Origin of the sequence: Streptomyces sp. NPDC005728, from assembly GCF_040630895.1 — a bacterium.
Taxonomy (GTDB): Bacteria; Actinomycetota; Actinomycetes; order Streptomycetales; family Streptomycetaceae; genus Streptomyces.
This window is the reverse complement of record NZ_JBEXYL010000043.1, coordinates 25,285-39,450: the sequence shown is the minus strand read 5'-3', so window position 1 is coordinate 39,450 and position 14,166 is coordinate 25,285. Positions and strand designations below refer to the sequence as shown.

Here is a 14,166-nt window from a genome sequence, read left to right as displayed (position 1 = left end):
TGGTCAGCCGTCCATGGACGCAGAGAGGGACCGGGGGCGCAGGTCGGTCCAGTGGGCCTCGATGAACTCCAGGCACGCCTCGCGGCTGTTCTCGTCGAAGACGGTCGTCCACCCTCCGGGCACCTCGGCGAAGGACGGCCACAGTGAGTGCTGGCCCTCGTCGTTCACCAGGACCAGGAAACGGCCTTCGGTGTCGTCGAACGGGTTGGTGCTCATCGGTGCCTCCTCGGGGCCGACGGGTCCGGTGACAGTCGCGTCGGGAGAAGTGGATCGGGTATGGAAGAGAATGCCACGCTTAGGTTAGCCTCGCCTAAGTAAGACGAGAGGAGCTTAGCCTCTCAACTTCCCTGTCACAAGGAGACGTTGTATGCGCAGGACCGATCCCGTCTCCGACCCCACGGCCGACTTGAAGGATCCCTTCGTCGAGTTCGGACTGCCCGGTGAACCCGGCACCGACGAGTTCTGGGCGGCCGCGGAGGCGGGGTCGCCCACGTCGCTGCCCGCCGGCAACGGCGGTTGGACGACCCTGTTCCTGTGGCGCGGGTCCGAGGCGAGCATCGACTTCGAGAGCTGGTCGGAGCCGGTACCCCTGCGCCGGTGGGGCGACACGGACTGCTGGTACGCCGAGGTGCGCATGCCCGAACGGCTGCGGGTCACCTACCGGTTCCTCGCGGGCGACGCGGCGTACGCCGACCCGTTCAACCCGGTCGGTGCGGGCGGTGACCGGTCCATCGCCGCCACCCCGGACGCCCCGGCCCAGCCGCACTGGCCCGTCCTCGGCGCCGCAGCCGTCCTGCCCCTGCCGCGCGCCCGGCTCCGCTGGACCAGCGAACGGCTCGGCGGGCGGCGCACCGTGCGCGTCCACCCGGCGGGCGGCGGCGGGCCGGTGGTCCTGCTGCTCGACGGGGACGACTGGCTGTACCTGCACCCGGCCATGACCGCGTTCGACTCGGCCGTCGCCGGTGGCGAGCTGCCCCCGGTCACCCTCGTCCTCCTCCCGGCCAAGGACAGGGAGGCCGAGTTCGCGTGCAGGCCCGAGCTGTGGGAGGCGATCCGGGACGAACTGCTGCCGCTGGTGGCGGACTCCGGCACCCCCGTCGACCCGGACCGGCTGGTGGTCGCCGGGCAGAGTCTCGGCGGGCTGAGCGCGATGTACGCGGCACTGGAGTTCCCGGACCTGGTGTCCCGCGTCGCCTGCCAGTCGGGGTCGTTCTGGTGGACACCCGACGCCATGGACCGGGCGGACCCCATGGGCGGCCCGGTCGGCGGGGCCGTCGCCACGCGCCTGCGGGAGCGCCCCGACCTGTCCGGTCTGCGAGTCGCGTTCGACGTGGGGGAACACGAGACGCCCATGCTGCCCCACTGCGACCTGGTGGAGTCCCTGGCCGAACAGGCCGGTGCGACCGTGCGGGTTGCCCGGTCGGCGTCAGGACACGACCGAGCGGGCTGGCGGCACGCCCTGCTCAGGGATGTCGCCTGGGCCCTCGCCTGAGCGGCCTCGGGGACGGGGCGTCCGACGAGGCCGCTCAGCGGGTCACCGGGCCACCGCGAGGCAGTAGTCCTCGTCGGTGGCCAGGAGGTTCCGATGGGTGTCCTCGGCCGTGATGACACCGTCGTCCAGGACGAGGACCCGGTCGACGGCGTCCAGAAGGGCCGGGCTGCTGGTGATCACGAGGGTGGTGCGGCCCCGGCGCAGCTCCGCGATGTTGCGCGCGATGAGCTGTTCGGTGACCGCGTCGACGGCTGTGGTCGGGTTGTGCAGGACGAGCACGTCGGTGTCGGCGGCGAGGGCGCGGGCCAGGGACAGCCGTTGGCGCTGTCCCCCGGAGAGGTTCGCGCCACGGTCGCGGACGCCGTAGTCGAGTCCTTCGCGGTGGAGGGCGACGACGTCGGTCAGCATGGACGCCGCCACGGCCTCCGGGACCATCCGGCTGGTGCCCGCCGGGTCGATGTTGGTGCGGAGGGTGCCCGCGAAGATCTCCCCGTCGTACGGGTTCACCAGCAGGTGCTCACGGACCGCCTCGACCGACAGGTCCGCGAGCCCCTTCCCGCCGACCCGCACCACCCCGTCGTACGCGTCGGGCGGGACGTTCACGGCCAGGATCGACGCGAGGTCGGCCGCCGCGCGCGGCTGGTAGGCGGCGATCGCCACGAACTCGCCGGCGGACACCTGGAACTTCAGCTTGCGCAGGGTCCCGTGTCGGACGCAGTCGATCTCGAGGTCTCCGCCTGCGGCCGGGCGCTCCGGCCCCGGGGTCGACACCGGCGGCGCGGTCAGCACCAGCGCCATCCGCTCGGCCGACGCGCGCGCGATCATGACGTACTTCGGCATCTCCGAGAACAGCTTGAGCGGCTCGATGATGAACTGCGCCAGCCCCACGGCCATGACGAGTTCCCCGATGCCGATCCGGCCGTCGAACGCCAGCCAGCCCGCCGTCAGGGTCACAGCGGCGGCGAGGATCGCGTTGAGGGCCAGCGCGGTGCCCGCGTACGCGCCGTTCACCCTGGCGACGGTGATCGCCTGGTGCCTCGCCTCCGCGCTGACCCTCCGATAGGACCGGAACGCCGCGTGGTTGCCGCCGAAGCCGTGCAGCGGGCGCAGGCCGGTGATCAGGTCGGCGACCTTCGCGCCCGCCCGTGCCACCCGGGCCTGCTGTTCGCGGGTACTGGAACCGATCCGCTTGGACATCACGCTCAGCACCGACAGGATCGCGAGGGTTCCCACGATCACCAGCAGGCCGAGCCGGATGTCGGCCAGGCCCAGCGCGACCGCCGCGACCACCACCGCGACCAGGGAGCTGATCAGCAGCGGCACCACCTCGATGATGTCGGCGGTCTGGTCGGCGTCCTCGGTGGCGATGGTCAGCACCTCGCCGGACTTCAGATCGACGTCCCGCGCGACCGGCTGGAGTCCGCAGGCCGCGACCTTCACCCGCCAGCGGTGCGCCTCGGTCGTGTTGGCCTTCTGCAGGATGCGCATCCCGAACCGCCACGACAGCGACACGGTCGTGATGATCACGGCAAGCGCGGCGATGGACAGGGCGAGCGCGCCGGAGCTCCGCTCCCGCATCGTGTGTTCGGCGATCATGCCGAGCGCGATGGGGAAGGCCGTCTCGCCGGCCTGGTACAGGCCCATGAGGACGGTGCCCCAGACCATGGCGCCGACGTTGCGGCGCAGTGCGGTCCGGAGGATGTCGGACCCCGCGCGGGGCCGCTTCGTGTCAGGAGTGGTCATCGATGTGGCGGGCCATCGCTTCCGGGGTTCGCAGGGTGAACAGGTCACGGATCGTGATCACGGGGCCGAACTCCCGGCGGAGCAGCCCGATCAGACGCACCGCCAGCATGGAGTGTCCTCCCAGGGACACGAAGTCGCCCACCGCGCTCACCTCGTCGTCGTCCAGGTCCAGTGCCTCGGCGAAGAACTCGCACACCACGGTCTCGGTCCCGGTCTCCGGTCCCCGCTCCCCCGCCGTGGTCAGCGCGCCCAGCGGCTTGGCCTCCGGCAGCGCCTTGGTGTCAGCCTTCCCGTTCACCGTCAGCGGGATGCTGTCGACCTGGGCGTAGTGCGTCGGTCGCAGGAAGTCCGGCAGCCCGGCACCCACTGCGGCGGCTACCGCCGCCAGGTCGGAGCCGTCCAGCACGAGATAGGCGGCCAACCGATAGGCGCCGTCGACCTGCGGGTCGGGTTGGGCGACCGCGGCGACGAACCGCACCGCCGGGTGCGCCGCGAACACGGCCTCGACCTCGCCCAGTTCGACCCGGTGCCCCCGGATCTTGACCTGCTGGTCGGTGCGGCCCAGGTACATCAGGTTCCCGTCGGGCCGCCGGACCACCAGGTCCCCGGTGCGGTACATGCGCTCCCCGGGTGCGCCGAACGGGCACGCGACGAAGCGGTGCGCCGTCTGGGCCGGCTGCCCGAGATAGCCGCGCGCGATGCCGATGCCCGACACGTACAGCTCGCCGGGAACTCCGTCCGGCAGGGGCCGCAGCCAGGGGTCCAGCACGTAGACACCGGTGTTGTCGATCGCCACCCCCACCACGGGGTCCTGGCACTCGAAGGTGCCGACGCCGAGGGTGTTGATGGTGTACTCGGTGGGTCCGTACAGGTTGTAGCCGACCGTCCCCTCGGTCTCGGCGAGCCGCTGCCACAACGTCGGGGTGACGGCCTCGCCGCCCAGCAGCACCAGCGCCGGCCGCCGCTGCGGGTTGTCGAGCAGGCCCTCGGCCACCAGCTGCTGCGCGTAGGTCGGGGTCACGTTGACGACGTCGATGCCGTGCTCCAGGCAGTACTCGACCAACCGGGGTGCGTCACGGCGCAGTTCCTCGTCGCAGATGTGCACCTCGTGACCGTCGGCGAGCCACAGCAGCTCCTCCCACGACATGTCGAAGGCGAACGACACGGTGTGCGCGATCCGGAAGACTCGGTGGCCGTGCTCCGCCAGCACCGGCTCGAAGATCCGGCGCTGATGGTTGATCAGCATGTTGGTGAGCCCGGCGTACTCGGTCACCACGCCCTTGGGCTTCCCGGTCGAACCGGAGGTGTAGATCGTGTAGGCGGGGTGCCGCAGGCGGTCCGGGTCGTCCGGCGCGAACGTCACGAACGGCTCGGCCTCGGGCCGAGGACGGTCCAGCTCGATCAGGTCGCCGGTCAGCCGGGGAGACACGGCGCTCACGGTGAGGATCACGTCCGGGCTGGCGTCCGCGAGGATCGAGGCGATCCGCTCGTCCGGGTGGTCCAGCTCCAGCGGCACGTACGCGGCGCCGGCGCGCAGTACGGCGAACAGCGCCACGATCCAGTCGAGGGAGCGTGGGATCGCCAGGCCCACGGTCGTCTCGGGGCCGATGCCGCGTGCGGCGAGCACACCCGCCAGCGCGCGGCTGCGGTCCCTCAGTTGAGCGAAGGTCATGGTCGCGCCGTCGGCGACGAGCGCGACCCGCTGTGGGGCGCGGTCCGCCGCCTGGTCGAACCGGTCGACCACGGTGTCCGTGCCGATGCCCGTGCGTTCGGTGGGCTCGGGCTCCGGCCCCGGACCCGGCAGTGCGCCGACCGGCCCGCTCGCCCGGGCCAGGTCCTCGAGCACGCGCAGGTAGTCGTCGAGGAGACGACGTGCGTTCTTGGTGTCGTCGTCGCGGTACTCCAGCTTGACCGTCAGCCGGTCGCCGGGCGTGACGACCCAGGTGAACGGGTAGTGGGTGGAGTCGTCGGCCTTCACCGCGGTGATGCCGTGCCTGGCGTTCATCTCGGCGAACGCGTCCATGTCCAGGAAGTTCTGGAGCACGAACAGGTTGTCGAACAGGAGGTCGTGCCCACCCGCCCGCTGGATCTCGCCGAGTCCCAGGTGCTCGTGCTCCATCGCCTCGACCCTGGCCGCCTGCACGGCCGACAGGTACTCCCGGACGGTGTCGTCCGGCCGCGCCCGTGTCCACAGGGGCACGGTGTTGAGCAGCACGCCGACGATGCCGTCCAGGTCCGCGCCCTCGCGGCCGGAGACGGTCACGCCGAACACGGCGTCGGCGCGTCCCGTGCGGGCGCCCAGCAGCAGACCGAACGCGCCGGTCAGCACCGAGTTCAGCGTGACACCGTGCGCTCTGGCCGCTTCCCGCAGCAGTTCCGACCGTCCGGCGGACAGCGTGTGCACGAGCGCACGCGGCAGCTCGTCGGAGAGGGACGGCGCCGGTCCGGCGAGCAGCGTGGGGCCGGGGAGGCCGGCCAGGTGCTCCGCCCAGAAGCGTTCCGATACGGCGGTGTCCTTCGCGTCGAGCGCCCTGGCGTAGTCCTCGAAGCTCGGCGTGACCGGGACGGACGCCGGCAACTCGCCCGCGAGGACGGCCTGGTAGGCGTCGAACAGACCCCGCAGCACGATCTCTCGGGACCAACCGTCCCACAGCAGCAGGTGGTAGCTCAGCAGCAGGCCGTCGCGGTCGCCTGGCAGACGCACCACGGTCAGCCGGATCAGCGGCGGCTCAGCCGGGTCGAATCCCGTGTCGCGGTCCCGGGCGCGCAGGGCGTCGACCTCCGCGTCCGTCGCCAGTTCGATCGTGTGGACGTCGACCCGGCGTCCCGTGGCGAGGACCTGGACGGGGTTTCCGTCCTCGTCGGTGGTGAAGCCGGCGCCCACGACCGGATGCCGCGCGATCACGTACGCCATCGCCTCGGCCAGCGCGTCGGTGTCCAGGCGCCGGTCGAAGGTGAACCAGCTCTGCGCGACGTAGTGTCCGGCCGTGCCCGCCATCTGGGCCTGGAAGAACAGGCCGCGCTGCAGCGGGGTGACCGGTGCCGTGCGCTCGGCCGTCGCGGCGGCGTCCGCGACGCGTGCCAGCGCGCTGTGCCAGTGCTCGGTGATCTCGTCGGGGATGCCCTCGGCGAGGGTGAAGGCCGCGTGCAGGCTTCCGGTGGCATCGTCGGTCCACGCGTTGACCTCGACGGCGTACGGGCTGCCCTGATCGCCGCCGGAGATGTGCAGCGCCTGGGACTCGCTGCCCCGGCCCAGGTAGTTGAACAGCACCTGCGGGCGGGCGATCAGCAGTGGGGACGTCTGCGGGTTGACGTACCTGAGTCGGCCGTAGGCGACGTGCGCGCGCTCGTCCGGCTGGCGTTCGGCGATCTCGCGGGCCGCTGCGACGGGGTCGGTGTGCGCCGTGAGCCGCACGGGCGCGATGGAGGTGAACCAGCCGACCGTGCGGGTGTAGTCGTGGTGCTCCAGCACCGGGACCCGGCCGTGCCGCTCCAGCTCGATCGCGAGATCGGTGGGGGACGGCTGTATCTCTGTCAGCGCGGTGCGCAGCGCGCCGCACAGCAGCTCGGTGAGACCGACGCCGAGCGCGGCGGGCGCGGTACGCGTCACGCGCTCGCTCACGTCGGGTGGCAGGACGAGCGTGGTCTCGCGCAGCTCGGCGACCTCGGGCAGCAGCGGGGGCGCCTCGAGGGTGGTGATCCAGTGTCCGAGGTCGTCGACGGCGTGGGCGGACCGGAGGGTCAGCGCCTCGGCGTACTCGGCGTACGACGTGGTGGCCGGTGCCGGCGCGTCCCCGCGCAGCGCGGCCGCCAGGTCGTCCAGCAGGACCAGCCACGACACCGAGTCGACGGCGAGGTGGTGCACGGTGACCACCAGGGTCCGGGTCGATTCCAGCCACGAGAACGCGATGACGTCACCGGACTCGGGATCGAGCCGCCCGGCGGCCTCGTTCGCCGCTGTCGTCGCATCGGTGGTGTCCGGGCGTACGACGGTGACCTCGCGGACGGGTTCGGTGCGCAGCGTCCACACCCCGTGCTCGACGCGCAGCCGCAGCCGGAGGACCGGGTGCGCGGCCACGACGGCGTGCGCGGCGCGCCCGACGTCGGCGAACCCGGTGCCCTCGGGGGCCACCAGCGTCCTGGCCTGGGCGAACCGGGCGAGTGATCCTCCCAGTTCCCGCTGGCGCAGGATGATCGGCGTCGGTGTCAGCGGGCCGTCCTCACGGCGGACGGGCGCGGGCGCCGCGATGGGCGGTGTGCCCGTCCCCAGGTGCTCGGCGAGCGCGCGCGGTGTCCGGAACAGGAACACGTCCCGTGGCGCGATCGTCAGGCCCAGCGCCCTGGCCCGGTTGATCACGGTGATGGCGACGATGCTGTCACCCCCGGCCCTGAAGAAGTCGGTGTCACCGTCCACTTCGGAGCCCGGCAGCGTCTGCGCGAAGAGGTCGACCAGTGCGGCCAGCACGGAGTCGTTCTCGTTCACGGAATCGCTCGCCGCCGCCGGGGTCGCGTCCCGCGAGGCCCGCTCGGCCAGGGCCTTCCGGTCCAGCTTGCCGTTGACCGTCAGCGGCAGGGCATCGACCGGCAGCACCCGGCCCGGCACCATGTGCACGGGCAGCTTCGCGGACAGCAGGCCGGTGAAGTCGCCGGGCACCCGGCCCACGACGTGCGCGACCAGGTGGTCGCCGCCGTCCGCCACGGTGACGGCCACATCGACCACGCCGTCGAGTTCCCTGATCGCAGCCTCCACCTCGCCCAACTCGATGCGGAATCCCTTGAGTTGGACTTGGTCGTCGGCACGGCCGGTGAACTCCAGCTCACCGTCGAGCGTGCGGCGGGCGAGGTCGCCCGTGTGGTACATGCGGGAGCCGTCGCCCGCGAACGGGTTCGCCACGAACCGGCCCGCGGTGAGCCCCGGCCTGCCCAGGTAGCCGAGCGACACCTGGTCGCCGGCGACGTAGATGGCACCCACCCGGCCCGGCGGCACCGGCCGGAGCCGGTCGTCGAGCAGATAGGTGACGAGGCCGGGAATCGGGCCGCCGATCGGGCTGACGTCGAAGCCGGAGTCGAAGTCCCCGTCGGTCAGCACCCGGTGGGTGACATGGACGGTGGTCTCGGTGATGCCGTACATGTTGACCAGCTCGGGCGAACCGGTGCCGTACCGCTCGACCCAGTCGCGCAGCCGCCCGGGATCCAGCGCCTCGCCTCCGAAGATGATCCGGCGCAGCGCGGTGAGCGGCTCGTCGGCGTGCCGGTCGGCCTCGATGAACTGGTAGAACGCCGACGGGGTCTGGTTGAGCACGGTCACACCGCGCTCGCGGACCAGCCGGTGGAAGTCGACCGGAGAGCGCGTCAGACCGTACTCCGGCACCAGCAGCTCACCGCCGTGCGCCAGCGCACCCCACAGCTCCCAGACCGCGAAGTCGAAGGAGTACGAGTGGAACTGGACCCACACGTCGTGCGGGCCGAAGTCCATGTCGGGCCGGGTGTTCGCGAGCAGCGTCACGACGCTGGAGTGCGGGACGACGACGCCCTTGGGCCTCCCGGTCGATCCGGACGTGTAGATCACGTAGGCGGGGTCGTGCCACCTGGCCCCGGGCCGGGGCTCAGCGGTGGCCGGCGGCGACTCGTCTTCCGGCACCAGCACGTGGGCCGACACGCCCGCCCGGGCGAGCACCTGCGTGAAACGGTCCCGCTGCTCACGGTCCACGAGAACGACCTGCGGAGCGGAGTCGGCGAGGATGTACTCCAGCCGTTCGTCCGGGTAGGCCAGGTCCAGCGGCACGTACGCGCCGCCCGCGGTGACAACCGCGACCAGCGCGACGACCTGCTCGACGGATCTCGGGACGGCGACGGCGACCCGCTTGCCCGGACCGACACCGGCCGCGCGCAGGACGGACGCCAACTCGTCCTTGGCGTCGGCCAGTTCACCGTAGGTCAGGGACCTGGTACCGCCGTCGAGACCGCACTGGGTGACGGCGGTGGCGGCCGGGTCGCGGTGCGCGGCGGCGTCGAACAGTCCGCCCAGCGTCGTCGGGGTGCTGCGTACTCCTGGGGGGCGACCCCCCAGACCCCCACGAAGCGCGGGAGGCCGGGAGTCCTCGGACGCCAGGCCGTCGACGATGGCGTCCGGCCGGGTGAGCAGGGCGGTGAGGGTCCGGGTGAACGTGTGCAGGACCGCCTGGGCGCTCGCCTCCCGCAGCAGGTCGCCGTCGTAGATCAGGCTGAAGCGCGGACCGCCGTCGACTGCGCGCCCCACCACCAGCGTCAACGGGTAGTGCGGGGCGCCCTCGTTGACGATGTCAGTGATGACCAGCGTGTCGTCGGCCCCTCGCAGACCGTCCACATCGGTCGCCACGTCGAACACCACCAGGGTGTCGAACAGGGAGCCGCCGACGCCGGCCTGGCGGCCGATCCTCGCCAGCGAGACGTGCTGGTGCGGCAGCACCGCGCTCTGGTGGTCCCGCACCGAGGCGAGCAGGTCGCGCGCCATGGTGGTTCCGGACCAACGGGCGTGCACGGGAATCGTGTTGATGAACAGACCCACCATGTCCTCGATGCCGGGCACCTCCGCGTCGCGCCCGGACACCGTGGAACCGAACACCACGTCCCTGCCGTGCAGGATGCCGCCCAGCGTCACCGCCCAGGCGCTGTGCACGGCCACGCTCAGCGGCACGCCGGCCGACCGGGCGGCCGCGTCGATGTCGTCCTCCGGCTCCATGGCGGTGTCGGCGAACCGGGCGGACGGGATGTGCCCCTCGGCGACCAGCGAGGGGCCGGGCAGTCCGGCGAGTTGCTCGCGCCATACCCGGTCGCTCTCGTCGTCGCGTCCGGCGAGCCAGCGCACGTAGTCGGGGAAGCCGCCGACCGGGTACACGGTCCCCGGCGCGTGGTACTCGGCCAGCAGCGCACGGAGCATCGGCGGCACCGACCAGCCGTCGGCGATGATGTGGTGCACGGTCTGCACCAGGATGTTCCGGCCGGAGCCCGCGCGGATGAGCGTGTACCGCATCAGCGGGCCGGCGGACAGGTCGAATCCGACGCGTCGGTCCTGCTCGGCGTACGCGCGGATCTCGGCGTCCGTGATCCCGGGACGGTCCAGGGTGGTGAAAGGCGCCTGGACACCGTTCTCCAGCACGGAGACCACACGGCCGTCGGCCAGGGCCGTGAACCGCGCTGCCAGGTTCGGGTACAGCGTGAGCAACCGGGCGGCCGCCGCCGCGAGCCGGTCGGCGTCCGCCTCGCCGTCCAGCGTCATCACCTGCTGCTCGACGTAGGCGCCCGCCGAGTCGTCGTCGAAGACCGAGTGGAAGTACAGGCCCTCCTGCAACGGGGTGAGGGGCAGGATGTCCCGCAGCGCCGGGCCGTCCAGGGCGTCGACATCGGCCTGTGTCAGTGAAACGAGGCCGAAGTCGCTGGGAGAGTGGCCGCCCTGGTCGAGCGCGGCCAGCGCGACCAGGGTCGCCCGGAAGTACTCGCCGATGGTCGTGATGTCCTCGTCGGTGAACATGCCGTCGGGCCAGGAGATGGCGGTGACCAGTTCGTACTCGCCGGTCGTTGCGGGTTCGGCGATCGCGTTGAACTCCAGGGCGCGCGGCAGGCGCATACCGGGATCGCGCCTCTCGCCCAACTGACCCGTGGTGTGCGCGAGTTGCCAGTCACCGGTGGCTCCCGCGTCGTAGCGGCCCAGGTAGTTGAAGAGCACCTGCGGTGCGGGCGTGTCGAACTCGCTGTGGGTCAGGTACCGCAGGGCACCGTAGGAAACGCCGTTGTCCGGTACCCGGGCGAGGTCGTCCTTGACCGCCTTGAGCGCGGCGGCCAGGTACTCGGGTGCGGTGAGGTCGGCCGCCGCGCCGGGGTCCAGCACCACCGGGAACAGGGTGGTGAACCAGCCCACGGTCCGCGACAGGTCCGGCTCGAATCCGACCGCGTCGGCCACGAACCGTGCTTCGCGGCCGTGTCCTTCGAGTTCGATGTGCGCGAACGTCTGGTCCTGTCCCAGGTCACGGCGCCAGCGGGCGAGGGTGACGGCCAGCGCGGTGAGCAGCACGTCGTTGACGCCGGCGTGGAACTTCGCGGGAATCCCGCCCAGCAGAGCGGCCGTGCTCTCGGGTCCGACCGACACGGTCCGTACCCGCTCCCGCGCGACGGTGTCGGCGGCCGACAGCGCGCGCCTGCCCACCGGCCCATCGGCTCCTGGCAGGGGACGCCGGTAGTAGGCACTGTCCGCGTCGAACGCCGCGCGCTCCAGCACCTGCGTCCAGCGCCGGAACGACGTGCCCACCGCGGGCAGCTCGATCGGCGCGCCCGAGGCGAACTGCCGCCAGGCCGTGGCCAGGTCGTTCATGAGGATCCGCCACGACACGCCGTCGATCACGACATGATGGGCGACCACGGCCAGCTGCCGTGCCTCGCGGCGCCAGACGGCACGCAGCATCACGCCACCCGCAGGGTCGAGCCCGTCGGTGGCGAGCGCGATGCACTCGTCGAGCGGCCGGTCGCTCTCCTGCCACATGGCCGTGGCCCGGCCGGCCTCCGGGATGTCGAAGCTCCAGCGGTCGCCGCGCACCAGCCGGGCACGCAGCATGTCGTGCCGCCGGACCACGGCGGCGAGGATCCCGTCGAGGGCGTCGCCGGTCAGGTCCGCCGGCGTGTTCAGCACCACCGACTGCACGAAGCCGTCGATCGCGTCCGTGGTCCCGCCGAGCCACTGCACGATGGGCGAGCCCACGACGGAACCGGTCGCGACATCGCGGTGGTCCACCGTGGACACGTCGTCGCGGCTCGCCACCGCCGCCAGCTCCCCGACCGTGCTGTGGGCGAAGATCTGCCGTGCCGTGACGTGCAGGCCCGCGTCGCGCAGCGCGCTCAGCAGCGAAATCGCCAGGATGCTGTCTCCGCCGAGCCGGAAGAAGTCCTGGTCGACGCCCACCTCGTCGAGCCGCAGCAGTGCCGCGACCGCCGCGCACACCACGCGCTCGTTCTCGGTGACGGGCAGGACGAGCGAGCCCGTGCCGATCGCCGGCTCCGGCAGCGCACGCCGGTCGAGCTTGCCGTTCGCCGTGAGCGGGAACTCCTTCATCACCACGATGTGGGCGGGCACCATGTACTCCACCATGTGCTCACCGGCCCACGCCCTGACCTCGTCCGCCCGCAGCTCCTCGCTCCCGGCGGCGGGGATCACGTACCCCACCAGGTAGGTGCCGCCCGCTGCCTTCTTCTTCGCGACGACGCAGCTGTGCCGTACCGCGGGATGCTCCGCGAGACCGGCCTCGACGTCCTCGATCTCCAGCCGCATGCCGCGGATCTTGATCTGGTTGTCGGCCCGGCCGAGGAAGTCCAGCGATCCGTCCGGGTTGAACCGCGCGAGGTCACCGGTCCGGTACAGCCGGGACCCGTCGCCGGCGAAGGGGTTGGCGACGAACCGGGACGCGGTCAGACCGGGCGCGCCCACGTATCCGCGCCCCAGGAGGAACCCTCCCACGTACAGCTCGCCGCCGACCCCGACCGGGACCGGGCGCAGTTCGTCGTCCAGCACGTACAGCTGAGTGTTGGGATTGGCCCTGCCGATCGATGTGGACAGGCGTTCCGCCGCGCCCCGGTAGATGACGTGCGAGACGCCGATCGTCGTCTCGGCCGGGCCGTAGCCGTGGTACATGGGGATGTCGAGCCTGGTGCGGAAGCGCTCGTACAGCTCCGGGGTCAGTACCTCGCCACCGCACCACACGTGCCGCAGGCTGTCCAGCCGTCCTGAGTCGCCCGCGATCTCCAGCAGCACGTCCAGCATGGACGACACCAGGTAGGTGAAGGTGACGCGCTGCTCGGCGATCACGCTCAGCAGGTGGTGCGGGTCGCGTTCGCCGCCGGGCCGCAGAACCACCAGCCGGGCGCCGCTCACCAGGGGCAGGAAGATCTCGTTGACGGAGATGTCGAAGGACAACGGCGCCTTGAACAGCGACGCGTCGTCGTGGTCGAAGCCCAGGATCTCGTCGACCTGCCACAGCAGGCGCTCGCTGATCGCCGCGTGGCGGATCATCGCGCCCTTGGGCCGCCCGGTCGAACCGGACGTGAAGATCACGTACGCCAGGGCGTCGCCGTGGACGGTGACCCCGGTCCCCTCGGTGGGGTGGGAACCGAACCGCCAGTCACCGAGGTCGACGGCCACGGCTTCCGGTTCACCCGGGGCGTGTTCGCCCGAGTCGTTGAGCTGCACCACGACCCCGGCGTCCTCGATGACGACGGCTCGGCGCGCGGCGGGCCACTGCGGATCGAGCGGCACGAACGCGCACCCCGCCTGGAGCACGCCGAGCAGCCCGATCACCATGTCGGCGGAGCGACCCAGTGAGATGCCGACGACCTGTTCCGCGGTGAGTCCGCGCTCGATCAGGTGGTGCGCCAACTGGTTTGACAGTTCGACTGTCTGACGATAGGTCAGTGACCGGTGTTCGTCGACGACGGCGACGGCGTCCGGCCTGGCCCGCGCCTGCTCCCGGAACATCTCCACCATGGTCGGGCGGACTCGGTCGGCCCCGGTGTCGTTCCACTCGGCCAGCGCCTCGAGCCTCGCCGCCACACCGGACGGGCCGATGGTGCCGATGGGCCGGTCCGGGAAGTCGGCCAGGTCGTCCAGCGCGAGCTGCGCTTCGGCGAGCACAACACCGTCCGGAACGGCGATGCTCCGACCGTCCGCGCCGGCCTCCCAACCGCCGTCCCCGGTACCGCCGTTGTCGACCCACCCGAGAATGTCGGCGAACAGGGTGCCGGGGGTGAGGTCGATGCCGTCGGGGCTCAGGCCCCTCGCCCAGTACGACAGCCCGATGGCGCAGGCTTCGGCGATGGTCCGGTCGGAATAGTCGCCGGCTCGGCGCCGTACGTCGGCCAGACGCCGGGGAGAAAGCAGTACGAGACGAGCGCTCGGTTCCATCATCGAA

The 14,166-nt window shown here is 71.7% G+C and carries 4 protein-coding genes; 1 reads left to right on the top strand and 3 read right to left on the bottom strand.

Annotated elements, in window-relative coordinates:
• Positions 1–3: 3 nt before the first annotated feature.
• On the bottom strand, positions 4–216 hold the full coding sequence (locus ABZ471_RS26610; RefSeq protein ID WP_359069595.1) for an MbtH family protein: 213 nt from the start codon (positions 214–216) through the stop codon (positions 4–6).
• Positions 217–367: 151 nt separating this feature from the next.
• Here ABZ471_RS26610 and ABZ471_RS26605 point away from each other — a divergent pair, with 151 nt between their 5' ends.
• The gene (locus ABZ471_RS26605; protein WP_359069593.1) at positions 368–1,492 is read left to right on the top strand and encodes an alpha/beta hydrolase-fold protein; all 1,125 of its coding nucleotides are present in this window, start codon (positions 368–370) and stop codon (positions 1,490–1,492) included.
• Between the two features lie 42 nt (positions 1,493–1,534).
• Here the strand turns inward: ABZ471_RS26605 and ABZ471_RS26600 are convergent, their stop codons facing one another.
• Together ABZ471_RS26600 and ABZ471_RS26595 are read right to left on the bottom strand one after the other, a co-directional pair.
• Positions 1,535–3,235 (bottom strand): ABC transporter ATP-binding protein, encoded by a 1,701-nt coding sequence (locus tag ABZ471_RS26600; RefSeq protein WP_359069591.1) that lies wholly within the window; start codon positions 3,233–3,235, stop codon positions 1,535–1,537.
• Positions 3,222–14,162: an amino acid adenylation domain-containing protein gene (locus ABZ471_RS26595; protein WP_359069589.1), complete on the bottom strand. Its 10,941-nt coding sequence runs from the start codon at positions 14,160–14,162 to the stop codon at positions 3,222–3,224. Before ABZ471_RS26595 ends, ABZ471_RS26600 begins: the two co-directional genes overlap by 14 nt.
• Between the last annotated feature and the right edge of the window lie 4 nt (positions 14,163–14,166).

What these genes read in the sequence shown, in the direction of transcription:
- ABZ471_RS26610 (WP_359069595.1), bottom strand. Translation starts at nt 216, where the DNA reads ATGAGCACCAACCCGTTCGACGACACCGAAGGCCGTTTCCTGGTCCTG.
- ABZ471_RS26605 (WP_359069593.1), top strand. Translation starts at nt 368, where the DNA reads ATGCGCAGGACCGATCCCGTCTCCGACCCCACGGCCGACTTGAAGGAT.
- ABZ471_RS26600 (WP_359069591.1), bottom strand. Translation starts at nt 3,235, where the DNA reads ATGACCACTCCTGACACGAAGCGGCCCCGCGCGGGGTCCGACATCCTC.
- ABZ471_RS26595 (WP_359069589.1), bottom strand. Translation starts at nt 14,162, where the DNA reads ATGATGGAACCGAGCGCTCGTCTCGTACTGCTTTCTCCCCGGCGTCTG.